This is a genomic window from Sphingomicrobium marinum (assembly GCF_026157105.1).
In the GTDB taxonomy this organism is placed as follows: domain Bacteria; phylum Pseudomonadota; class Alphaproteobacteria; order Sphingomonadales; family Sphingomonadaceae; genus Sphingomicrobium; species Sphingomicrobium marinum.
The window spans coordinates 1,357,748-1,378,791 of record NZ_JANPVQ010000001.1; the positions used below are offsets into that span (position 1 = coordinate 1,357,748).

The following is a 21,044-nucleotide window of genomic DNA, read 5'->3' on the forward strand; positions in this document are numbered from 1 at the left end:
TTAGCCATCGGTGGGGTCGGGGTCGACGTCGGGCTCGAGCAGTCGGTGCAGGTGCACGACTACATATTTCATTTCGGCATCGTCGACCGTGCGCTGCGCCGCGCCGCGCCAGGCTTCTTCAGCAGAAGCATAGCTGTCGAACAGGCCGACGAGATCGATTGATTCCAGATCGGTGAATTCAAGGCCGCGCGGGTCTTTCACGCGACCGCCAAAAACGAGGTGGAGCTTGCTCATACGCGGCTCGCTAGCAGCATTTTAACGCCGATGCGAGCCGCGAAATGCATGCCTATTTCTTCGCCGCGCCCTTGGCTGCGCTACCCGCGGTACGCGCCGCTTCGCCGACGCCTTTAACGACATTGCGAATGACGTCTTCGGCCGACTTGGCGGTCAGGCCTTTCTCCTCGAGCTTCGAATGGCCGGCCGATTTGGCTGCATCATAGGCGCTGTGGGCACGATCATTGAGCTTCGCGCCGGTGCTCTTGAGCGCTTCCCGCTCCTTTTCCGAACGCGGGATCAGGAGGCCGGCCACGAGGCCGACAATCATGCCGCCGGCAAGAGCAATCAGGGGCTGTTCCTTGATACCGTCACCGGTGCGCACTTTGGCACGGCGCGCCCGTTCACGGCCTTCATCATAAGCTGCAATCGCGGTTTCGCGCGCGCTTCCGTACGCCTTCTCGGCGCTCTGTTTTGCATTTTCGACGGTCGAACCGGCGCGATCGCGCGCGCTTTTCGCAGTCGCTTTGATTTTTTCACTGGCCTCGCGGGCACTGTCCTTGACGGTCATACTTGCTTCTCCACTTCAGATTTCTTCTGTTTCCTCTTCGGGGCGACGCGCTTGGCGCGCCGCGCCACTGCCACCGGCGAATTGGGGGCTTCCTTTTCCAACGCATCATCGGCCTTTTCGGCCTCATGGGCGCGTTTGGCGATGCGGCCATACGTCTCGACCGCGGCACGCCCGACCGGCTTTCGCGCGAGGAACAGCGTCAGACCGGCTACCAGTCCGCCGACCAGCCATGGCTTGCGCTTGGCGAGATCGACCGCATCTTCGGCCATCTGCGCACCCTTTTCCTTGGTCTTCTCCCATGCCTGTTCGGCGAGGAGATCGGGGGCCAGGCGGCGTTGTGCTTCACCGATCGCGTGGCTGACGCTGCGCATCAGCTTGGCGCGCTTGGCTTCGACATTATTCTGCGCATCGATGACGCGGGGATCCAGATTGCTCATCGCAGCCTCACGATCTTGCCGCGCGCGGTAAGCGCAAGGATGCCGGCGATCGCAAGAGCGACGCCAGTAGCGACAAGCCCACCCCCCAGCGGACCGATGAGTTCGGCCAGCCAAAGCGCGAGCGTGATGCAAAACGTCGTGATCGCGGCGACGAAGAAGAGCGCCGCCAACACCAGGAGTACCAGCGGCGCACGGTAAGGCGTAGCTTCGCTGATGGCCTTGGCCTTGATCAACGCGACTTCGGCCTCGGCCAGGTCACGCGCATCACCGACGATCCTGCCCAGCAGGTCCTCGATTGGTGCATCTTTGCCCGAATGCGCGGGCTTAGGTTCCCCCTTTTCTTCCATTAGAGGCGGTCGGTTTCCGCATCGAGGCCCGACTGGATAAGCCGCGCGACGGCAAAGCCGATGATCGCGGCGCCCGCGAGCGCGATGCCCGGGCTCTTGCGAACGAAGTTGCGCGTGTCCTCGATCAGCTCGTCGGGGTCCTTGGCGGCAAGGCTCTGCGCTGTTTCATCGAGATAGCTGGCGGCCTTGCGGGCATAATCGCCATATTCCTTGCCCAGATTGTCATCGAGGCCTGTCGCGGTATCGCCGACCAGCTTGGCAACATTGCTGACGGTATCGCTGCCGCGTTCGAGACCCTGGCTCACGAGACCGCGAGCCTGGCCGGCAGCTTCGTGCGCAGCCTTGTCCTTGGTTTCCTTCACCTTGGCGACGACCTTGTCCTTGGTGGTCTCGCGTTCGGCGACCAGCGTATCGGTGTGATCGGTCTCCATCGCGCCGTCGATAATCTGGTCGGTGCGCTCGGGCAGGTTCTTTTCATTATTGGCCATGTTCTCGCTCTCCACAAAAATGCTTTCCCTACCAACGCGAGATGGGGTGCGACGTTCCGTGAAGCAAGCAGGGCGTTGCAACATGGCCAGCGCTTTCCTACTGGCGTGTCGAAACCATTCATCCTTTCGTCGAAAAGGTCCGATCCCCAATGAGCACCATTACCGATCTCCATGCACGCATGATCCTCGATAGCCGGGGCAATCCAACGGTCGAGGTGGAGGTGCTGCTCGAAGACGGCGCGACGGCGCGCGCGGCGGTGCCCTCGGGTGCCTCGACCGGGGCGCACGAAGCGGTCGAACTACGCGATGGCGACAAAAGCCGCTGGCTCGGCAAAGGCGTCGACAACGCCATCGCCGCGGTCAACGACATGATCGCCGAGGCGCTGATCGGCGAGGAAGCGGACTGGCAGTCGGACATCGATGCCAGGATGCTCGAGCTCGACGGCACGCCGAACAAGGCAAAGCTGGGGGCCAACGCCATTCTCGGGGTCAGCCTCGCGGTGGCCAAGGCCGCGGCGCAAAGCCATGCGTTGCCGCTCTACAGCTATGTCGGCGGCGTGGGGGCCAACCTGCTGCCAGTGCCGATGATGAATATCCTCAACGGCGGCGCGCACGCCGACAATCCGATCGATTACCAGGAATTCATGGTGATGCCCGTCGGCGCGGACAGCTTTTCCGAAGGGCTTCGCTGCGGGGCGGAAATCTTCCAAGCGCTAAAGTCTTCGCTCTCGAAGCAGGGCTTGTCGACTTCAGTCGGCGACGAAGGCGGCTTTGCCCCCAATATCGCGTCGGCCCGCGAAGCGCTCGACCTTATCTGCGAAGCGACGCGCACCGCTGGCTACACGCCGGGTGACGATGTCCTCATCGCGCTCGACGTCGCGTCGACCGAATTTTTCCATGACGGCGCCTACAAGCTGGAAGGCGAGGGGCGCAGCCTGTCGCCGCACGACATGGCTGCAGAACTCGCCCAGCTGACCAAGGACTATCCCATCATCTCTATTGAAGACGGCATGGCCGAAGATGATTGGGAAGGCTGGAAGGCGCTGACCGAGATGGTCGGGGACAAGGTTCAGCTGGTCGGCGACGACCTGTTCGTCACCAACACCACGCGACTTGCCGACGGTATCGAGAAGGGCGTCGCCAACTCGATCCTCGTCAAGGTCAACCAGATCGGTACGCTTACCGAGACGATCGAAGCGGTCCGCATGGCCCACAATGCCGGCTATACCAGCGTGATGAGCCACCGGTCGGGCGAAACCGAAGACGCCACCATCGCCGACCTCGCCGTCGCGCTCGATTGCGGCCAGATCAAGACCGGCAGCCTCGCGCGCTCGGACCGCACGGCGAAGTATAATCAGCTCCTGCGCATCGAGGAGGAGCTAGGCAATGCAGCGCGCTACGCGGGCCGTTCGGCCTTAAAGGTTTAGCTTTAACGTGAATTTACTTGCATCGTGCAGGTGCTTGTGATTCAAAGAAACTATGAGCGTTGGGGCCAAATCGAAATCATTGTTGAAGCGGGCATTGATTCCCGCGCTTGCGCTGATCGTCATCGGTAATTTCGCTGGCTACGCGATCGCTGGCGATAATGGCCTGCTCGCCTGGGGCGGCTATCACCGTGATGCCGAAGAACGCCAAGCCGAGCTCGATGCCCTCAAGGCGGAAAAGTCACGCCTCGAGCATCGCTCCGCGCTGCTCGATCCCAAGGCCGCCGATCCCGATATGGCGGAAGAACTGGTGCGCAAGGACCTCGGTCTCGTCCGCGATGACGAAATCATCATCCCGCTCGATTGATCTTTTCGCATAGCTATTCACTGATGCAGGCAATTGCATTTGCCGTAGCGTCACCCTTATAGAGCGCTCCGACAACAGGAGAGATTATGGCCCGCAAGCCTGCGAAAAAGGCGCCTGCCAAGAAAGGCGCTGACAAATCACCGGCACTTTCGAACGTGCCGACGCCCCCCGAACCCAAGCGATACAAGGCCAGTCAGGAAGAGCTGCTGGAATTGTACAAGCAGATGCTGCTTATCCGCCGCTTCGAGGAACGGGCAGGCCAGCTTTACGGCCTCGGCCTGATCGGCGGCTTTTGCCATCTCTATATCGGGCAGGAAGCGGTTGCGGTGGGCTTGCAATCGGCGATGGAAGTCGGCAAGGACAGCGTCATCACCGGCTACCGCGATCATGGCCACATGCTCGCCTACGGTATCGATCCCAACGTCATCATGGCCGAGCTGACGGGCCGCGAAGCGGGCATTTCGCGCGGCAAGGGCGGCTCGATGCACATGTTCTCGGTGGAGCATGGGTTTTACGGCGGGCACGGTATCGTCGGTGCGCAGGTCGCGCTCGGCACCGGGCTCGCTTTCAAGCATAAATATGCCGAAGATGGCGGCGTGAACCTGGCCTATTTCGGCGATGGCGCGGCCAATCAGGGGCAGGTCTATGAAAGCTTCAACATGGCGGAATTGTGGGATTTGCCCATCATCTACGCCATCGAGAACAATCATTACGCCATGGGCACCAGCGTCAAGCGTTCGGCCTCCGAACCTGATTTCTACAAGCGCGGTCTGAGCTTCCAGATCCCCGGCATCCAGGTCGACGGCATGGATGTCCTGGCGGTACGCGGTGCAGCCGAAGTGGCGCTCGAATGGACCCGTTCGGGCAAGGGCCCGATCATCCTCGAATTGCTTACGTATCGCTATCGCGGCCATTCGATGTCCGATCCGGCCAAGTATCGCACGCGCGACGAGGTCGACAGCTATCGCGGCCCCAAGGATCCGATCGAGCAGGCCAAGGCCGAACTCATCAAGATGGGCGCGAGCGAGGATGATCTCAAAGAGATAGACAAGGAGATCAAGGAGCGGATCAAGAAAGCCGCTGCTTTCGCTGAGGAAACGCCTGAGCCAGAGGGGCACGAACTCTACACTGACGTGCTGGTGGAGACCTATTGATGGCGATGGAACTCAAAATGCCGGCACTGTCGCCCACGATGGAAGAAGGCACGCTGGCCAAGTGGCTGGTCAAGGAAGGCGACGAGATCGCGGCGGGCGACATCATCGCCGAGATCGAGACCGACAAGGCCACCATGGAATTTGAAGCCGTCGACGAGGGCGTACTGCTCAAAATCCTGGTCGATGAAGGCACCGATAACGTCGCGGTCGGCACCGCCATCGGCGTGATCGGTGAAGAAGGCGAAGATGCGGGCGAGGTTGCTTCCGCGCCTGCCGCCAGCGAACCCGTCGATGACGTGCCGGGGGAGGGAAAGGACGTGGGCCGCGACGATGCGCCGATCGCTGCTGCCAGCGATGCGCCCAAGGTCATGCACGCCGACCCCGATCTGCCCGAAGGCACCGAGATGAAATCGACCACCGTGCGCGAAGCGCTGCGCGATGCCATGGCCGAAGAAATGCGCCGCGACGAGCGCGTGTTTGTCATGGGCGAGGAAGTTGCCGAATATAACGGTGCTTACAAGGTGACGCAGGGGCTGCTCGACGAGTTCGGGCCCAAGCGCGTCGTCGACACGCCGATCACCGAATATGGATTTGCCGGCCTCGGATCGGGCGCGGCGATGGGCGGGCTTCGCCCCATCATCGAGTTCATGACCTTTAACTTTGCCATGCAGGCGATCGATCACATCATCAACTCGGCGGCCAAGACCAATTACATGTCGGGCGGGCAGATGCGCTGCCCCATCGTGTTCCGCGGGCCCAACGGTGCGGCAAGCCGCGTCGCCGCGCAGCACAGCCAGAATTACGGCCCCTGGTACGCCAGCGTGCCCGGACTGGTTGTCATCTCGCCCTACGATGCCGCCGACGGCAAGGGCCTGCTCAAGGCCGCGATCCGCAGCGAGGACCCGGTCGTCTTCCTCGAAAACGAGCTGCTGTACGGCCAGAGCTTCGACGTGCCTGACACGGACGATTTCGTGCTACCCATCGGTAAGGCGCGCATCATGCGCGAAGGCAGCGATGTCACCATCGTCAGCTATTCGATCGGTGTCGGCGTGGCGCTCGATGCCGCGAACAAGCTTGCCGAAGAAGGCATCGACGCCGAGGTCATCGATCTTCGCACGCTGCGCCCGCTCGATACCGGCACGGTGCTCGCCAGCCTCGCCAAAACCAATCGCATGGTGTGCGTCGAGGAAGGGTGGCCCGGCTGCTCGATCAGTTCGGAGCTGGCGGCGGTCGCCATGGAGCAGGGCTTCGACGATCTCGACGCCCCGGTGCTGCGCGTCGCCAACGAGGACGTGCCGCTACCTTATGCCGCCAACCTCGAGAAGATGGCATTGATCGATGCCGACAAGGTGATCGCAGCGGTCAAGAAGGTCACCTATCGCTGAGGGGGCGCTGACGCCCGACCGGGCGCTGGCGCTCACCCATTTCCCGCAAGCCTTGCGCGCGGCCGTCGAGGCGGTGCTGCGCATCGATGCCACCTTCGCCGAAATCGTGGCCGGCACCAGCGAACCGCAGGTCGGCCTCATCCGGCTCGCCTGGTGGCGCGAGGCACTTGAACGGCTCGATCATAGCGATCCACCCGCTGAACCGCGCTTGTCGGCAATCAGCAAGCAGTGCCTCGTCCGCGGCATTTCCGGCGCCATGATCGCAGAGATTGAAGACGGCTATGTCGGCTTGCTCGAGACGCCTGCCGATTGGCACCGCGTAGGGAAGGGCGGCAGCGCTCTTTTTCGCGTGATCGCCGCGTTGCTCGGGGAGCAGGACGACAAGCTGGACGCCGCCGGCGCGCTCACCATGCTTGCGCGCACGCGCAACCTCGCGCCCGAAGACGCCAAGCCAATTGCGCTAGAGCAGCTGGCGACGTTGCGCGGTCACCGCTTCGCCAAGCCATTGCGCCCCTTGACCAATCTGGCGCGCCTCGCGGCTCGCGATTTCCTGCGCGCCGAATCCGAACCCGAAGCCACGCCCGGCCGCGCATTTTCCCTCCTTAGCCATCGCCTTTCTGGGAAGGTGACTTGAGGACGACAGCGCGCTATTAGGTCCAAGCCGGATCGATTATTAGGGGAGCCAGTTATGGCCCGGATCGCTGCCGGTATTGCCGCCATATTGTTCATCGCCGCGGGCATATTCATGCTGACCCGCTCGAATGCTGCTGCCGACGAACCGCGTCTGGAGGACACCCCGCCGCCCGAACTGGTGCAGACCGCCGATGCGCCGCGCGAACTGCCCGTCATCCCCGAACTGGGCGAGCCGCCCAAAGCGGACCCGCTGACCAAGGAAGAGAAACGCTTCAACCGGGTTGATCGCGATCGCAACGATCTCATTTCGCTGGCCGAAATCGTCCAACCCCGGCGTAGCCGCTTCGCCAAGCTCGATCTTGATGGTGACGGAGTCCTGCGCTTCGAGGAATGGGCGATCACCACCATCGACAAGTTCGAAGGCGCGGATGCGGACGGGAATGGGCAGCTGACCCGCGCCGAATATGCCACGACCGCTCCAAAGCCGCGCAAACCCAAGCCCAAATGTAGCTGTTAGGCCGGCTCCAGCGCCTTTATCGACACGCCCTGCCGCTCGCTCCAGTTGAAGAAAGCGGCGCGTGCACGCTCGGTATATTTGAGGCGGCGATTGGCCTTCTTCATCTTGCCTTCGATCGGCGGCATCAGTCCGAAATTGATATTCATGGGCTGATAGGTGTCTGCCTCTGCCCCGCCGGTAATGTGACCCAGAAGGGCACCGAAGGCAGTTTCTACCGGCGGTGCCACGAAGGTCTCGCCCTTCGCTTCGGCCGCGGCAAAGCGCGCTGTCATCAAGCCGACGGCCGCGCTTTCCAGGTAGCCTTCGCACCCGGTGATCTGCCCGGCAAAACGAATATGCGGCATCGATTTCAATCGCAGCTCGTTATCGAGCAATTCGGGCGAGCGAATGAAGCTGTTGCGGTGAATGCCGCCAAGCCTTGCGAACTCGGCTTTTTCCAGCCCCGGGATCATTCGGAAAATCTCGGTCTGCGCGCCATATTTAAGCTTGGTCTGGAAACCGACCATGTTCCACAACGTGCCGAGCGCATTGTCCTGCCGTAGCTGCACCACGGCATAAGGCCAGCGCCCGGTGCGTGGATCGTCGAGCCCGACCGGCTTCATCGGTCCATGGCGCAGCGTATCGACCCCGCGCTCCGCCATGACTTCGATCGGCATGCAGCCTTCGAAGTAGGGCGTATCCTTTTCCCACTCCTTGAATTCGGTTTTCTCGCCCTCGTTCAGCGCCTGGATAAAGGCTTCGTACTGCGCCTTGTCCATTGGGCAATTGATATAGTCCTTGCCGTCGCCCTTGTCCCAGCGCGACTGGAACCAGGCCACGTCGAAGTCGATCGAATCCTTGTGCACGATCGGCGCAATCGCATCGAAAAAGGCGAGCGCGTGCTTGCCCGTCGCTGCCGCGATGCTGTCGGCAAGCGCGGTTCCGGTCAGGGGACCCGTCGCGACAATCGTCATCCCGCTTTCGGGCAGCGCGTCGATCCGTTCGCGCACCACCTCGATATTGGGATGGCTGGCCACGGCATCGGTGACGCTTTGCGCGAACAGTTCGCGATCCACGGCGAGCGCGCTTCCTGCCGGTACGCGATGTTGATCGGCGCAGCGCATGATCAGCGAGCCCAAGCGCCGCATTTCCTGGTGCAGCAGCCCCACCGCATTGCTGTTCGCATCGTCGGAGCGGAAGGAGTTCGAACATACCATTTCGGCAAGCCGGTCGCTGTCGTGCGCCGGCGTCGTGTCCCCGCCGCCGCGCATCTCGCTCAGCCTGACTGTCAGCCCCGCCTCCGCAAGTTGCCACGCCGCTTCCGACCCGGCGAGTCCGCCGCCGATGATATGTACGTCATGTGTCATGGCCGCGCATGTAGGCGCATTGCCGGCATAAAAAAAGGCGACCCGTAGGCCGCCTTCTTCGTGAAGATCAGGTCAGGACTTCGGGCGGTGCCTCTTTCTCGGTCTCGCCCTCGATCAGCTCCTCGATTTCCTTGAGGGGCTGGTTGGTCATTTCCTTGTCGATCTGCAGGATCGTACGCTTTTCGGTTTCCTTGTGCAGCTTGGGGCGCAGTTCGCCGAGCGCCTTGGGCGGGGCGATGATGACAAGCTCTTCGAAATCGTTCTGCAGCGCGCGCTTGTTGACCAGTTCCGCTGCCTCATGAACCCAGCGATCTTCTTCCAGCTGGTGGAAATCGGTTTCCTCGTACGACGAGCGGCCATTCGATCCCGACTGGAACATCGAGCCCGGCGCATCCGTCGTCAGTTCGGCATTGGAGGCGTCGTCGCGCCGTTCCTTCTGCTCCACGACCAGCTTCATATACTCGCTGTCGCCCTCATTCCTGAGGAACAGCATCTTGCGGCCGTCGGTGACGAGAACGAGCGTGTCGTTGGCAATACCCATGGGCATTTCTCCTGATTTTCAAACATTCAGGATGTCAACGAGCGCCCATGGGATGCCGTTCCGTCTATTCGCCGCCCTCAGGCCCCGCTGCGTCGTCCGAGCCGACATCGCCGTCCTTGGTCGGTGAAATGGTCTTGTCATCGCCCTGCAGGTCACCTTCGACCAGCTCTTCGGCTTCGTTCTCGGCGTCCTCTTCCTCGTCGATCAACGCGACCGAGACGACTTTCTCGTTTTTGGCGACGTTGAAGATCGTCACGCCCTGCGTGTTGCGCCCGGCAATGCGGACGTCGGCCAGCGTCGTGCGAATGATCTTGCCCTGGTCGGTGACGAGCATGAGCTGCTCGCCCTGCTTGACCGGGAAGCTGGCGACCACGCCGCCATTGCGATCGTTGGTGACGATATTCGCCACGCCCTGGCCGCCGCGATTGGTGACCCGATATTCGAAGGTGCTGGTGCGCTTGCCGTAACCGTTCTCGGTGACCGTCAGGAGGAACTCCTCCTTGTCGGCCAGGTCGGCGTAGCGCTCGGCACTCAGCCCTTCCGCACCGTCATTGTCGCGCCAGATCGGCGACTTGAGATACGCATCGCGCTCATCGCGGGTCGAGCCGGTCGATGCCAGGATCGACATCGAGATGACCTTGTCATCACCTAGCAGCTTGATCCCGCGCACGCCCTTGGATGCACGCCCGGTAAATTCGCGGACCGCGGTCGCACCGAAGCGGATCGCCTTGCCGTTGCGCGTCGCCAGCAGCACGTCGTCATCCTCGGTGAGAAGATCGACGCCGACCAGGCGATCGTCGGGCTTGCCGTCGGGACCTTCATCGAACTTCATCGCGATCTTGCCGTTCGAGGGCACGTTGGTGAACGCGTCCATCGAGTTACGGCGCACCGTACCTCCTTCGGTGGCGAACATGATGTGCAGCCCGCCCCATTCGTCCTCGTCCTGCGGAAGCGGGAGGATGGTGGTGATCTTCTCGTCTTCGGACAATGGCAGCAGGTTGACCATCGGTCGGCCCTTCGCGGTCGGGCCGCCTTCGGGCAGCTTCCACACTTTCATGCGATACACCTTGCCGAGGTTGGAGAAGAACATCACCGGATTGTGCGTCGTGGTGACGAACAGGTTGGTGACGACATCCTCGTCCTTGGTGCTCATGCCCGCACGACCCTTGCCGCCGCGGCGCTGGGCGCGGAAAAGGGCGAGGGGGGTGCGCTTGATGTAGCCTGTGTGGGTCACCGTCACGACCATGTCCTCGACCTCGATCAGGTCTTCATCCTCGATGCCGTCGGCTGCCGGTGCCAACTCGGTGCGGCGCGGGGTCGCGAACTCTTCCTCGACCTCGTCGAATTCCTCGCGCATCACTTCGTAAAGACGCGCGCGGTTCGACAGGATTTCGAGCAATTCTTCGATCGTGACCGCCAGTTCCTTGAGCTCGTCGCCAATCTCGTCGCGACCAAGCTGGGTCAGGCGGTGCAGGCGCAATTCGAGAATCGCCTTCACCTGCGCTTCGGACAGGCGATAGACGGTGCCCTTTGCTTGCGGTTCGACAGCCTCGACGAGCTTGATGTAGGGACGGATCTCGTCGCCCGGCCATTCGCGCTCGAGCAGCTTTTCGCGCGCCTCCGCGGGCGTTTTCGACCCGCGAATGATCTTGACGACCTCGTCCATGTTAGTGACCGCCACCACCAGGCCGAGCAAGATGTGGGCACGCTCACGAGCCTTGAACAGTTCGTATTTCGTCCTGTTCGTAATGACTTCTTCGCGGAACTTTACAAAGCTTGAGATAATGTCGCGGAGATCGAGCGTCTCGGGCTTGCCGCCGCGAATGGCCAGCATGTTGGCCGGGAAGGAGCTTTGCGCCGGCGTGTGCCGCCACAGCTGGTTGAGTACCACCTCTGGGGTTGCATCGCGCTTGAGCTCGATGACGATGCGGATGCCTTCGCGGTTGGATTCATCGCGAATGTCGGACACGCCCTCGATGCGCTTGTCCTTGGCGGCATCGGCAATCTTCTCGACCAGACCAGACTTGCCCACCTGGTAGGGAATTTCGGTCAGCACGATCGATTGCTTGTCGCCCTTGCCGTCTTCGACATGCGCCTTGGATCGCATCATCATCGAGCCGCGACCCGTAGTGTAGGCAGCGCGAATGCCGCTGGCGCCGAGGATTTGCCCGCCGGTCGGGAAATCAGGGCCTTTTACATGCTCCATCAGTCCTTCGACGCTGATCGCCGGATCTTCGATATAAGCGCGGCAGGCGGCCAGCACTTCGCCGAGGTTGTGCGGCGGGATATTGGTCGCCATGCCGACCGCGATGCCGCCGGCGCCGTTGACCAGCAGGTTGGGGAAGCGCGCGGGCAGGACCTGCGGCTCGCTCTCACTGGCGTCGTAGTTGGGCTGGAACTTGACCGTATCCTTGTCGATGTCGCCCAAGAGGAAGTTCGCGACCTTGGCAAGGCGCGCTTCGGTATAGCGCATCGCGGCGGGGGGATCGGGGTCGATCGAACCGAAGTTGCCCTGGCCATCGACAAGCGGCACGCGCATCGACCAGTCGGCCGTCATGCGCGCCAGCGCGTCATAGATCGCGCTGTCGCCGTGCGGGTGATATTTACCCATGACGTCACCGACGATGCGGCTCGATTTGCGATAGGGACGCCCCGCGACATAGCCTGCTTCCTGGCAGGCATAGAGAATGCGCCGGTGCACCGGCTTGAGGCCATCGCGAACATCGGGAAGCGCGCGCGCCACGATCACGCTCATCGCGTAATCGAGATAGCTCGACTTCATTTCATCGACGATGGAGATCGGTGCGATATCGCTCGTAGGTGGGGCGTCGGTGGGAGGTGTGGAAGCCACGGAAATTCCTGCAAAAATTGCTGACAAACGCCGGGCAACAGGACGCGCCCGACTCACTGACTGCAAGCTAGCAGCGGAGGCACCCCAACACCACCCCGCGCGCGCGTACGCGTGAGGTTTTTTCACGCCGCTTTACGTTTACGTTAGCCTTCGCGGACGAACAGCGGCTTGTCCGGCTCCGAGCCTTTTTCGCGATAGACCCAACCATCACGATCGAAGCGCTTTAGTGCCTCGGCGTCCTCGATGCGCTCGTCGCACACCCAGCGCGCCATCGCACCGCGCGCCACCTTTGCGGCGAAGCTCTGGAATTGCAGGCCCTTGGCGATTTCGACGCGGAAATCGGGCGCGATCACGCGGGTCTTTTTGAGCAGCTTGCCGCGCACCACGTCGAAATATTCGTTGGAGGCGAGATTGAGGATCGTGTTCGATCCCTCCGCCTTCAATTCCTTGCGCAGTTCCTTGGCGACCTTGTCACCCCAATGATCGGTCAGCTTGCCGTCGGTGCCTTCCTCAGGGTTCCAGCGCGTGCCCATCTCGAGACGATAGGGGCGCATCCGGTCCTTGGGCTTGAGCATACCGTAAAGCCCGGATAGGATCCGCACATGGTTCTGCGCGTAATCGATCACATCGGGCTCCGCGCTCGACACATCGAACCCGCGATAGACGTCGCCGGCAAAGGTGCGGATCGCGGGGCGGGTCTCCTTTTTGAAGAAACGGCGATAGCGTTCTTCATTTTCTTCGGCGAGCTTGTCGGAAATGCCCATGATCTCCTGAAGATCGTCGGCGGACAGCTTTGCGGCGGCACGTGCGATCTGCGCGGCCTGGCGCTCGAAGCGCGGGATGCTCGGCTCTTCGGGGGCGGGACTGTCGAGATCGAGGCTTTTTGCGGGGGAAAGAAGGATAATCATGGGCGCATCGCTAGCGGCTTGGGGCGGCCCAGTCAAAAGCTTGGCTGAACGATATATTCAATCACTGTTCACGGGAAATTCGCTACCCTTGCGGGGCAATGATGAGAGGGGGTATATGCGCCCTCGACCTATTCCAATCAGGAGCAAGTGTTTCATGAAATTGACGATGACCGCGATCGCGCTGGCTATGGCCGGCATGACCGTCCCCGCCACTGCGGCCTACGCTGCCGTGCAGGAAGAGGCTGCCGAGGCGCCGACGCCCGAACTGTCCAAGAACGACCGTAAGGTCCTGGCCCCGCTTCAGGAAGCGATGAACGCGGGTGACATGGCCGCTATCGATGCTGCATTCGCTGCTGCCGTTGCCGGTGTCGACACGGCGGACGGCAAATATGTGCTCGCGCAGCTGCGCTTGAAGCACGGTATCGACAATGACCTTCCCGCGCAGATGGAAAAGGCCGTCGACGAGATGGCCGCCAGCGGCACGGCGCTGACCACCCCCGCGAAGGTCGGTGAAATCTATCGCCAGCTCGGTTCGATGCGCTACCAGGCGGACGACTATGAAGGCGCGCTGCGTCTTTACGACAAGGCGGTCGGGCAGGTCCCCACAGACACCCAGGCGATCATTCTGCGCGCCGAAGCGCTGACTCACCTCAATCGCACCGACGAAGCGATGAAGGCTTATATGGATGCTATCGGCAAGCAGCGCGCCGCAGGGCAGCCGGTTGATGAAAACTGGTATCGCCGTGCGATCGTGGAAGCTTCGGACGCGGGCCGTCCGGAAGTCATTCCGCTCAGCCGCATGTGGCTCAGCGAATATCCGACCGATGAAAACTGGGCCAGCGTGCTTGGTTTCTACCACAACAGCGCCGATCACACGGACGAAGTTTATCTGAACCTTTTCCGCTTGCGCCGCGCTGTCGCCGCGCTCAGCCGTGCGGCCGACTATGCCGATTATGCGCAGCTCCTGCTGCTCGACAATAATCCGGGCGAGGCGCTGTCGGTGCTGACCGACGGACAGGGCGCCGGCATGATCGACGAAGGCACGCTGCGTCACAAGGAATTGATGGCGGCCGCCCGCGCCGGTGAAGCCGAAAGCGAGCGCGGGACGCTCGACGCGGACGCCGAGCGTGCCAAATCGCGTGATACGGGCGTTGCCGCCTACAACATCGGCAATCTCTATTACGGCTATGGCGATTACGCCAAGGCCGCCGAGATGTTCGCCGTTGCCGTGGAAAAGGGCGGCGTTGATGCCGATCGCGCCAAGCTTCGCCTTGGCATGGCGCTGGCTCGCGCTGGTGATGCCGAGGGGGCCAAGGCTGCCCTTGGCGCGGTCACCGGTACCTACGCCACGCTGGCACAATATTGGATGCTGTACGCAGACACGCGCCTATAAGCGGGTCCTGCTAACTATGAATGAGGGCGCTGGCGGTTTCGCTGGCGCCCTTTTTCTTTGGGTTTCCGCCGAAATTGCCGTCGCCGGCACCCGTCCCGAAATGGGATGGTTAATGTGATCGCACTGTCGCGTACTCGCGCGCGTGGCGCACAACTGCCCAATCGAGAAGGACAGGAGCAGTTTTTGCGTTTCGACGATCGCATCGCGACCATTTTGACCTTGCCCGGCAGCGACCCGCACGATGTTGCGGTGCGCTGGCGGCAGCTGGTCGACGTCGTCTCGCGCGCCGGCCCGGACGAGGAGACGAGCGCGCCCTTCATTGCTGCACTGGCGGTTATTCGTGCCGATGCCGAACGCGTCCCCTTGGCGGCCCGTGCCGCTGCTGCGCGGGCGATCGCGGGGCGACCGCTAAGCGACGACCTCATCGCCGTCTTCGCGGCAGATCGGCTCGCGGTGAACGCACCGATCCTTGCTGCGGTGGCCGACAATGCCTCGCTGCGCGAACGCTTGCTCAAGGTTGCAGGAAACGACACGCGCCGCTTCCTCGAGACGCTAAGCGGGGAAGAAGACCACGAGGAAGAAACCCAAAAGAACGAAGAAGCAAAAGAAGAACCGATCAAGGAGCCCGCACCCGCGCCCGACGTGGCGCCCAGCGGCGATCCGATTTCGATCCAGGACATGGTCAATCGCATCGAAGGCCACTTGCAGGCGGGTCGCGTTGCCAGTGGGACCGATGTGTCGGTCGCGCCAGAACCGATCTCGCCGCCCAAACCCGCGCCCGCCGCTACGCCCAGCACTACGGCGCCCGCGTCAGAACCCGCAGCACAATCGGCTCGTTTCAGCTGGACCAGCGACCGTGATGGAGAAATAACCCACGTCGAAGGGGCGCCGCGCGCTGCATTGATCGGCCGCGACCTGACGAGCGGCGCACCCGAGGCAATGCGACGAGCGCTCGCCGCCAACAAAGCCTTCGCGGACATCATTCTACCTGCGATGGGCGCCGACTGGCGATGGAACGGGACGCCGGTAACCGATGCCGACGGCAACTTCGCAGGCTATGAGGGCTACGCCGAGCGCCGCGTCGAGGCGCCAGCCCAAGGCGCGTCCAAGCGCGATCCGCAATCGCTGCGTGAACTGGCCCATGAAATCCGCACACCGCTCAATGCCATCATCGGGTTCGCGGAGATCATCGACGGTGAATATCTGGGCCCGGCCGACACACCCTATCGCCAGCGCGCCGCCCATATCGTGGCGCAGGCGCGCATCCTGCTCGGGGCAATCGAGGATCTCGATTTCGCAGCGCGCCTTCAGGCCGGCCAGGAAGACGAGAAGCCAACGCCGCTCGGCGAGCTCATCAAGCCTTTCAAGCCGGTATGGAAAGCTGCGGCGAAGGATCGCGGGGTCGGCCTTAGCGTCCCGAAGCGCAAGACGATGCAGGATGCTGTCATCGATGCGGGTCTTGCGGGTCGTCTGATCGACCGCGTCATGACAAGCCTGATCGGTGCCGCCGAAGAAGCGCAGCACACCGGTCTTCTTCACGATATCGAGCGCGATCATGTCCGCATTGCATTCCTGCGTCCTGCGAGCCTCGCCGGTCTTGCCGCGACCGACCTGCTCGATCCGGCGCTGGATTTCGACGGCAAGCTCGTCGGCCTCGGCTTCTCGCTCCGTCTGGTCCGCGGCCTTGCGCGGATTGCCGCAGGCGACCTGATCGTCGACCGGGATGCTCTGATCCTTATTTTGCCGCGCGCGGCCTGATCCCGCTTGGCAAGCACAGTCGTGCTGGTTAGGGCGAAGGGGAAGGGGGCCCGTAGCTCAATTGGTTAGAGCTGACCGCTCATAACGGTTAGGTTGCAGGTTCGAGTCCTGCCGGGCCTACCATTCCTCAGGCAGGAGCCATCTGCGGCGCTACGGGCGATGCCGCCTTTCTCTTGCCTGCGTTCCAAGCCCACCAGCTGATGATTGCTCCAACCGCTAGTCCGGTGATCGCCAAGGGAGTTGGCGACAGTGCACCCAGTGATTCGTAGGTTGGTCGCCATCCGGAAAATAGCGGCGCCAGCTCGAATGCGATCCATTGAACGGAAATCACGCCGACAACAACTTTCATCGGTGGCTTTCCCTGAATAGGCGCCATCTTCCACAAAGAAGCGGCAATAAGCACACTGACCGCCAGCGTAATGCGCAGGCCCGTTTCGAATGCTGGACCGAAGTCCCAACCGGCTGCAAAGAATGGTATCGGCATCACGCGCCCCAATGCAGGTCCCAGGAGCAACAGCGATGTCGCGATTAGATAGCGGGCGTGCACATGGACCTTTCGCCGCTCCTTGATTGCCTGCGCGTAAAAAAAAGCGAAAGCGGCACTGCCGATAATGTCATAAATGCCGAGGCGCGCGCCCATAAGATCATAAAAGACAAAACCGTCAGCAGGCAGGTTGGCAGCGCCCGATGTCTTCCATGCCATCGAGTGGATGATCAGGAAGGACCCTGCCAAGAAAATCGGAAACAAAAACAGGCTGGCGACACCGAGCTTTCGATGCAGCGGCAGCCAATTCTTGCGGTGCGCGCTCCAGCTTTGCGCAACGAGCAGCAGCATCCACGCAAAGGCCGACAAGCCATGAATATGATAGCTCACGCTCGCCTCGGTGAAGACCCCAAGATAGAATCGCCAGAACGCGAAGATCGACAGCGCGATCAACGAAATCATCCAGATATAGGCATGTTTGAAAGGCAACGCGCATCCCCCTTTGTTGTGTTTGGGGAAAGCTAACGTCGGTTAGGTTTCGTGGCAAGAAAGGCCATCGTGCAGCCCACGCGACATCCGTCGGCGACCATCATCCAGCACCGCTGCAATCGTCCCCCGAACGATTGCTCTAAAGCTGTGCTGGATGATGGTCGGGGAGACAGGATTCGAACCTGCGACCCTCTGCTCCCAAAGCAGATGCGCTACCAGGCTGCGCCACTCCCCGAGCCGCGCAGCCCCTAACAGCCTTGGCCGCGCATTGAAAGCTAGTTCGCGTGACCTTCGACGTGGGTCTCGACTTCGGTCTCCGCCGGATCGGCCTCGGCCGCCATCTCGGCTTCCGCTTCATTGGCTTCCTCGGCCAGTTCCTGACGAACATCGGTGACGCCATCCTCGACGATGGCACCGACATCATCGGCAATGTTCGCGGCTTCTTCGGCATCGTACCCGATGGTGATTTCGTTACCGCCCGGGCTCTCATTGTCGACCGAACAGGCCGTGATCGCGAAAGCCGGCAGGATCATCAGAATGCGCATGTCAAACTCCCTTTTTCTTTCAAAGGGCAAACGCACTAGGGGCGCATCGGTGCCGTGTCAGAGCCTTGAACGTTGAAGGTCGATGTCAGCCTTAGCCCAGACAATCGCGAAATTGCGCTCGACTTCCTCGGAGGACTTGCCCTGTGCCGCTAACGCCGCGATCAAACCTGCCATCGACCATCCGTTGCGCGGATAGTCTTCCAAATCCTTGCGATAAACGGCTTCGGCATCGGCGGCCCGGCCGCTTTCGAGCAAGGCCTGTCCGAGCGATTGGCGCGTCGGGTAATACCAGAAGGGCGGCTCCATGTAGGGCAGGCCATCCTGCAATGTGACTGCCTCCTCGAACAGCGAGATGGCGCGGTCGTTGCGGCCCGCCGCAAGAGCGACTTCGCCGGCAAGCAGGCGGTGCGCGATATTGAGCAGCACCGAAGCCGGGTAGTCCGCCGCATCGAGGAAGCGGATCTGCACCGTATCCTTGGCGGCTGCCAGGGCTTCGAGCTCGCCTTGCGCTGCCTCGGCATCACCCAAGTGCACATGCGCGATGCCGCGCGCATAATGCGCGATCGCCCGGCTGTAATCGCGCGGGGTAGGGGGCGCGGATTCAGCCAGGATATCTTGCCAGCGCCCGAACTGCACCTTGGTCAGAAGCGGGATTGTCTTGAAGAATTCGACCGTCGGGAACTGCTCGATCTGTTCCATGCGTACATTGTCGGCCAGCTTTTGCGCCGATTGCATGGCCATCGCGCTTTGCCCCGACATGCTGGTCGCGGCCCACAGGAAGTGGATATTGTGCGGGTAATAGGCGGCTGGATAGAAGCCCTGCGCATTGCATGCCGCGATATATTCCTCATCCACCGCCGCGGCGCGAACATTGGCCTGCGCAGCATCGTCATAGCGACCGACGCGCCAGTAGATATGCGCGGGCATGTGGACGAGATGTCCCGATCCCGGCACGAGACCCAACAGGCGGTCCGCCTCATCCTCGGCACGGCCCGGGTTCGCCGACGCTTCGACGGCGTGAATGTAGAGGTGCAGCGCTAGCGGATGGTTGGGGCTGCGCTCGATGATCCGCTCGAGCGACGCAATGACCTTCCTGGTGTCCTCCTTGGGCGTCGTCGGGTCGGACCAATAGTCCCATGGCATCAGGTTCATCAGCGCTTCGGCGTATATTGCAGCCGCGTCGTCATCACCCGGGTAAGCCGCGACATATCGCCCCATTGCATCAGCATAGGCCTGGTCGAGCGGTTCGCGCGCCGTGTCCGGATCGCCATTGTAGCGCGCGGCCTGCGCTTCGATGAGCGCCCGTTCCTGCATGCTGGCATTGCCGCGCAATTCCATCGCCTTGTTGATCGCAGCAAAGGCGGAAGCCCGCGCCTCAGGGCTCATCACTGCCTTACCTTTGGACGTCACGTTGATGTTCGGTCCGGTCGCCAGCGCTTCGCCCCAGAAGCACATGGCACAATTGGCATCGAGCCGCTGCGCCGCGCGGAACGATCGTATCGCCTCGGCGTGATTGAAACCGAAGGCGAGCACCATGCCCTGATTGAAGTAGCGCTGCGCGGCCGGGCTCGTCGTCGTGATCGGACGTCGGTACGCGCCCATGCCCTCAAACAAGGGCGCGCCGGCAGCCTCGGCAAGGGAAAGGTCATCGGACTGGGCCAAGTCGTAGGTGAGCGGTGCTGCATCTTGCACCGCGTCATCGGTCATACAGCCACCCAGGCTCACCAATAGCGCTGGCAGGCTCGCACCTGCGATCCATTTCATCTTGCCGAGCATTTGCTGATCCCCTCGTGCTTTCGATCCAGTCGATAGCCCACCCGGGAGGACGCTATAACATAGATCAGCAAATTTGGGGAGAGCTACTCCTCGTTGACTGGGCCCGCCATCACCATCAGCATGGTCGTCCAAGCGGCGACATTTTGCTGGAACTGGTCGCGATCGACCTTGTCGAGCGTGTCGTTGGCGGTGTGGTGTAGATCGAAATATCGCGTACCGTCCTGTCGCAGGCTCAGTCCCGGTGCGCCTTCCTGCATCAACGGCCCGATGTCCGCGCCGCCAGCGCTGGTGTAGCTGCCGGGTACGATGCCGAGCGGCGCGAGCGCAGCGCGCAACCGATCGGCTTCGTCCTTGCGATTTTCGCCAATATTGGTGTCGACGCGCCAAACGCGATCGGCACCGAAATCGCTTTCGGCGACGACATGGTAATCGGTACCGTCATGCCGCGCGGCAAAATCGCGCCCGCCATGGATCCCGACCTCTTCGGCACCGTACCAGACGATCTCGATGGTGCGCTCCGGCTGTCCCATATCCATGATCCGCTTGGCCGCCGCCGCGACAATGGCGCAGCCCGCGCCGTCATCGAACACGCCTGGTGCATTGTCCCAACTGTCGAGATGGCAGGCGACTAACACCTTCTTGGCATCGGGATCGCGTCCCGGCACTTCGGCGATCACATTGCCGCTGGTCTGCGGTCCGATCTGCTGGGGCGTCATCAAGAGATCGATCGTGATGGGCTTGCCGAGCGCGAGAAGTCGGCGAAGCTGTCCAGCATCGGGAACCGAGAGCGCGCCCGCCGGGATGGGCGTCGCATCGCCGAAATTGGTCATACCGGTATGCGGCAGCCGGTCGTTATCCGTGCCGATCGATTTGACGAGGATTGCCGCTGCCCCGCGGCGCGATGCCTCCGCCGGTCCGAAGAATCGCGCGCCGCCAAAAGCGCTATAGCTTGATCCGTCCTGCGTCGGCGTCATGTCATGCCAGATGAAGACGATCTTGCCCTGCTGCTCGCTCGCGGGCGCAGCGAGGAAATCGGCATAGCTGTCATATCCCACGACCTGCGCCTTGATCCCGTCAATACCCGTCGACCCCGAATTGCCGAGCGCGGTGACGATCAGTTCCTGGCTGTGATCGCCAAGCACCCGGGCTTTTTCTTCGCCGCGTACCCAGGTCGGCATGGTGAATTCTTCCACGCGCACGTTGGAAAAGCCCAGCGCATTCAACCGTTCGACCGACCATGCGCGCGCCCGTGCCTCAGCGGACGTGCCGCCCAGCCTGGGTCCGACCTCAGTCGTCAGATCGACAAGGATCTCCCACGCGATTTCGTCTTCAAGCGCATCGGCCTGGATGTCGGCGAGGGGTTGGGCGGAAGCGGCGGCGAGCGCGGAAAGCGCGATAAGGCTGATCATGGGCGCGG

The 21,044-nt window shown here is 62.0% G+C and carries 21 protein-coding genes and 2 tRNA genes; 9 read left to right on the forward strand and 14 right to left on the reverse strand.

The window, feature by feature from the left end; translation table 11 throughout:
- Genes NUX07_RS06780 through NUX07_RS06800 form a run of 5 tightly spaced genes read right to left on the reverse strand, consistent with a single transcriptional unit; the run spans position 1 to position 2,056 of the window.
- Complete coding sequence (locus NUX07_RS06780; protein WP_265529818.1) at positions 1 to 234, reverse strand: DUF4170 domain-containing protein; 234 nt, start codon at positions 232 to 234, stop codon at positions 1 to 3.
- A gap of 52 nt (positions 235 to 286) precedes the next feature.
- A complete protein-coding gene (locus tag NUX07_RS06785; protein ID WP_265529819.1) occupies positions 287 to 784 on the reverse strand; it encodes a hypothetical protein in 498 nt (165 codons plus the stop codon).
- Positions 781 to 1,221 carry a hypothetical protein gene (locus tag NUX07_RS06790; protein ID WP_265529820.1) on the reverse strand — a complete coding sequence of 147 codons (441 nt, stop codon included), beginning with the start codon at positions 1,219 to 1,221 and terminating at the stop codon, positions 781 to 783. The genes NUX07_RS06785 and NUX07_RS06790 overlap by 4 nt, the downstream gene beginning before the upstream one ends.
- Positions 1,218 to 1,568, reverse strand: coding sequence for a phage holin family protein (locus NUX07_RS06795; RefSeq protein ID WP_265529821.1), 351 nt, complete (start codon positions 1,566 to 1,568; stop codon positions 1,218 to 1,220). Before NUX07_RS06795 ends, NUX07_RS06790 begins: the two co-directional genes overlap by 4 nt.
- Complete coding sequence (locus NUX07_RS06800) at positions 1,568 to 2,056, reverse strand: hypothetical protein (RefSeq protein WP_265529822.1); 489 nt, start codon at positions 2,054 to 2,056, stop codon at positions 1,568 to 1,570. The genes NUX07_RS06795 and NUX07_RS06800 overlap by 1 nt, the downstream gene beginning before the upstream one ends.
- 149 nt (positions 2,057 to 2,205) lie before the next feature.
- Between NUX07_RS06800 and eno the strand changes: the two genes are divergently transcribed.
- From eno to NUX07_RS06830, 6 genes are all read left to right on the forward strand, one after another.
- Positions 2,206 to 3,483 carry a phosphopyruvate hydratase gene (eno, locus tag NUX07_RS06805; protein ID WP_265529823.1) on the forward strand — a complete coding sequence of 426 codons (1,278 nt, stop codon included), beginning with the start codon at positions 2,206 to 2,208 and terminating at the stop codon, positions 3,481 to 3,483.
- A gap of 52 nt (positions 3,484 to 3,535) precedes the next feature.
- The gene (locus NUX07_RS06810; RefSeq protein ID WP_265529824.1) at positions 3,536 to 3,847 is read left to right on the forward strand and encodes an FtsB family cell division protein; all 312 of its coding nucleotides are present in this window, start codon (positions 3,536 to 3,538) and stop codon (positions 3,845 to 3,847) included.
- Positions 3,848 to 3,933: 86 nt separating this feature from the next.
- Entirely contained in the window at positions 3,934 to 5,001 is a 1,068-nt protein-coding gene (gene pdhA / locus NUX07_RS06815) for a pyruvate dehydrogenase (acetyl-transferring) E1 component subunit alpha (RefSeq protein ID WP_265529825.1), read from the forward strand.
- Positions 5,001 to 6,386, forward strand: a complete 1,386-nt coding sequence (locus NUX07_RS06820) for a pyruvate dehydrogenase complex E1 component subunit beta (RefSeq protein ID WP_265529826.1) — start codon at positions 5,001 to 5,003, stop codon at positions 6,384 to 6,386. The genes pdhA and NUX07_RS06820 overlap by 1 nt, the downstream gene beginning before the upstream one ends.
- A gap of 25 nt (positions 6,387 to 6,411) precedes the next feature.
- A complete protein-coding gene (locus tag NUX07_RS06825) occupies positions 6,412 to 7,020 on the forward strand; it encodes a squalene/phytoene synthase family protein (RefSeq protein ID WP_407696163.1) in 609 nt (202 codons plus the stop codon).
- A 54-nt stretch (positions 7,021 to 7,074) separates the two neighbouring features.
- A complete protein-coding gene (locus tag NUX07_RS06830; RefSeq protein WP_265529828.1) occupies positions 7,075 to 7,536 on the forward strand; it encodes an EF-hand domain-containing protein in 462 nt (153 codons plus the stop codon).
- Here the strand turns inward: NUX07_RS06830 and trmFO are convergent.
- The 4 genes from trmFO to NUX07_RS06850 form a co-directional block, all read right to left on the reverse strand.
- Positions 7,533 to 8,882, reverse strand: a complete 1,350-nt coding sequence (gene trmFO, locus NUX07_RS06835; RefSeq protein WP_265529829.1) for a methylenetetrahydrofolate--tRNA-(uracil(54)-C(5))-methyltransferase (FADH(2)-oxidizing) TrmFO — start codon at positions 8,880 to 8,882, stop codon at positions 7,533 to 7,535. The genes NUX07_RS06830 and trmFO overlap by 4 nt on opposite strands.
- A 67-nt stretch (positions 8,883 to 8,949) precedes the next feature.
- The gene (locus tag NUX07_RS06840; RefSeq protein WP_265529830.1) at positions 8,950 to 9,423 is read right to left on the reverse strand and encodes a host attachment family protein; all 474 of its coding nucleotides are present in this window, start codon (positions 9,421 to 9,423) and stop codon (positions 8,950 to 8,952) included.
- 64 nt (positions 9,424 to 9,487) lie between these two features.
- Positions 9,488 to 12,274, reverse strand: a complete 2,787-nt coding sequence (gene gyrA, locus NUX07_RS06845; protein ID WP_265529831.1) for a DNA gyrase subunit A — start codon at positions 12,272 to 12,274, stop codon at positions 9,488 to 9,490.
- Positions 12,275 to 12,417: 143 nt separating this feature from the next.
- Positions 12,418 to 13,182 (reverse strand): YaaA family protein, encoded by a 765-nt coding sequence (locus NUX07_RS06850; RefSeq protein WP_265529832.1) that lies wholly within the window; start codon positions 13,180 to 13,182, stop codon positions 12,418 to 12,420.
- 154 nt (positions 13,183 to 13,336) lie between these two features.
- On the opposite strand from NUX07_RS06850, the gene NUX07_RS06855 reads away from it, so the two are divergent.
- The 3 genes from NUX07_RS06855 (at position 13,337) to NUX07_RS06865 (ending at position 16,456) form a co-directional block, all read left to right on the forward strand.
- Positions 13,337 to 14,575: a tetratricopeptide repeat protein gene (locus NUX07_RS06855; protein ID WP_265529833.1), complete on the forward strand. Its 1,239-nt coding sequence runs from the start codon at positions 13,337 to 13,339 to the stop codon at positions 14,573 to 14,575.
- Between the two features lie 183 nt (positions 14,576 to 14,758).
- Positions 14,759 to 16,333 carry a sensor histidine kinase gene (locus tag NUX07_RS06860; RefSeq protein ID WP_265529834.1) on the forward strand — a complete coding sequence of 525 codons (1,575 nt, stop codon included), beginning with the start codon at positions 14,759 to 14,761 and terminating at the stop codon, positions 16,331 to 16,333.
- Between the two features lie 46 nt (positions 16,334 to 16,379).
- Positions 16,380 to 16,456 (forward strand) — tRNA-Ile (locus tag NUX07_RS06865).
- Between the two features lie 4 nt (positions 16,457 to 16,460).
- Here the strand turns inward: NUX07_RS06865 and NUX07_RS06870 are convergent.
- The 5 genes from NUX07_RS06870 to NUX07_RS06890 all read right to left on the reverse strand — a co-directional run bounded on the left by NUX07_RS06870 (position 16,461) and on the right by NUX07_RS06890 (position 21,036).
- Positions 16,461 to 17,306 (reverse strand): hypothetical protein, encoded by an 846-nt coding sequence (locus tag NUX07_RS06870; protein WP_265529835.1) that lies wholly within the window; start codon positions 17,304 to 17,306, stop codon positions 16,461 to 16,463.
- A 158-nt stretch (positions 17,307 to 17,464) separates the two neighbouring features.
- Positions 17,465 to 17,541 (reverse strand) — tRNA-Pro (locus tag NUX07_RS06875).
- 40 nt (positions 17,542 to 17,581) lie between these two features.
- On the reverse strand, positions 17,582 to 17,851 hold the full coding sequence (locus NUX07_RS06880) for a hypothetical protein (protein ID WP_265529836.1): 270 nt from the start codon (positions 17,849 to 17,851) through the stop codon (positions 17,582 to 17,584).
- A gap of 57 nt (positions 17,852 to 17,908) precedes the next feature.
- Entirely contained in the window at positions 17,909 to 19,627 is a 1,719-nt protein-coding gene (locus NUX07_RS06885) for a tetratricopeptide repeat protein (RefSeq protein ID WP_265529837.1), read from the reverse strand.
- Positions 19,628 to 19,710: 83 nt separating this feature from the next.
- Positions 19,711 to 21,036 carry a M28 family peptidase gene (locus NUX07_RS06890; RefSeq protein ID WP_265529838.1) on the reverse strand — a complete coding sequence of 442 codons (1,326 nt, stop codon included), beginning with the start codon at positions 21,034 to 21,036 and terminating at the stop codon, positions 19,711 to 19,713.
- Positions 21,037 to 21,044 lie beyond the last annotated feature (8 nt).

Bases quoted from the DNA above. Each gene is read 5' to 3' on its own strand.
- NUX07_RS06780 (WP_265529818.1), bottom strand. From the start codon at position 234: ATGAGCAAGCTCCACCTCGTTTTTGGCGGTCGCGTGAAAGACCCGCGC.
- NUX07_RS06785 (WP_265529819.1), bottom strand. From the start codon at position 784: ATGACCGTCAAGGACAGTGCCCGCGAGGCCAGTGAAAAAATCAAAGCG.
- NUX07_RS06790 (WP_265529820.1), bottom strand. From the start codon at position 1,221: ATGAGCAATCTGGATCCCCGCGTCATCGATGCGCAGAATAATGTCGAA.
- NUX07_RS06795 (WP_265529821.1), bottom strand. From the start codon at position 1,568: ATGGAAGAAAAGGGGGAACCTAAGCCCGCGCATTCGGGCAAAGATGCA.
- NUX07_RS06800 (WP_265529822.1), bottom strand. From the start codon at position 2,056: ATGGCCAATAATGAAAAGAACCTGCCCGAGCGCACCGACCAGATTATC.
- eno (WP_265529823.1), top strand. From the start codon at position 2,206: ATGAGCACCATTACCGATCTCCATGCACGCATGATCCTCGATAGCCGG.
- NUX07_RS06810 (WP_265529824.1), top strand. From the start codon at position 3,536: ATGAGCGTTGGGGCCAAATCGAAATCATTGTTGAAGCGGGCATTGATT.
- pdhA (WP_265529825.1), top strand. From the start codon at position 3,934: ATGGCCCGCAAGCCTGCGAAAAAGGCGCCTGCCAAGAAAGGCGCTGAC.
- NUX07_RS06820 (WP_265529826.1), top strand. From the start codon at position 5,001: ATGGCGATGGAACTCAAAATGCCGGCACTGTCGCCCACGATGGAAGAA.
- NUX07_RS06830 (WP_265529828.1), top strand. From the start codon at position 7,075: ATGGCCCGGATCGCTGCCGGTATTGCCGCCATATTGTTCATCGCCGCG.
- trmFO (WP_265529829.1), bottom strand. From the start codon at position 8,882: ATGACACATGACGTACATATCATCGGCGGCGGACTCGCCGGGTCGGAA.
- NUX07_RS06840 (WP_265529830.1), bottom strand. From the start codon at position 9,423: ATGGGTATTGCCAACGACACGCTCGTTCTCGTCACCGACGGCCGCAAG.
- NUX07_RS06850 (WP_265529832.1), bottom strand. From the start codon at position 13,182: ATGATTATCCTTCTTTCCCCCGCAAAAAGCCTCGATCTCGACAGTCCC.
- NUX07_RS06855 (WP_265529833.1), top strand. From the start codon at position 13,337: ATGAAATTGACGATGACCGCGATCGCGCTGGCTATGGCCGGCATGACC.
- NUX07_RS06880 (WP_265529836.1), bottom strand. From the start codon at position 17,851: ATGCGCATTCTGATGATCCTGCCGGCTTTCGCGATCACGGCCTGTTCG.
- NUX07_RS06885 (WP_265529837.1), bottom strand. From the start codon at position 19,627: ATGCTCGGCAAGATGAAATGGATCGCAGGTGCGAGCCTGCCAGCGCTA.
- NUX07_RS06890 (WP_265529838.1), bottom strand. From the start codon at position 21,036: ATGATCAGCCTTATCGCGCTTTCCGCGCTCGCCGCCGCTTCCGCCCAA.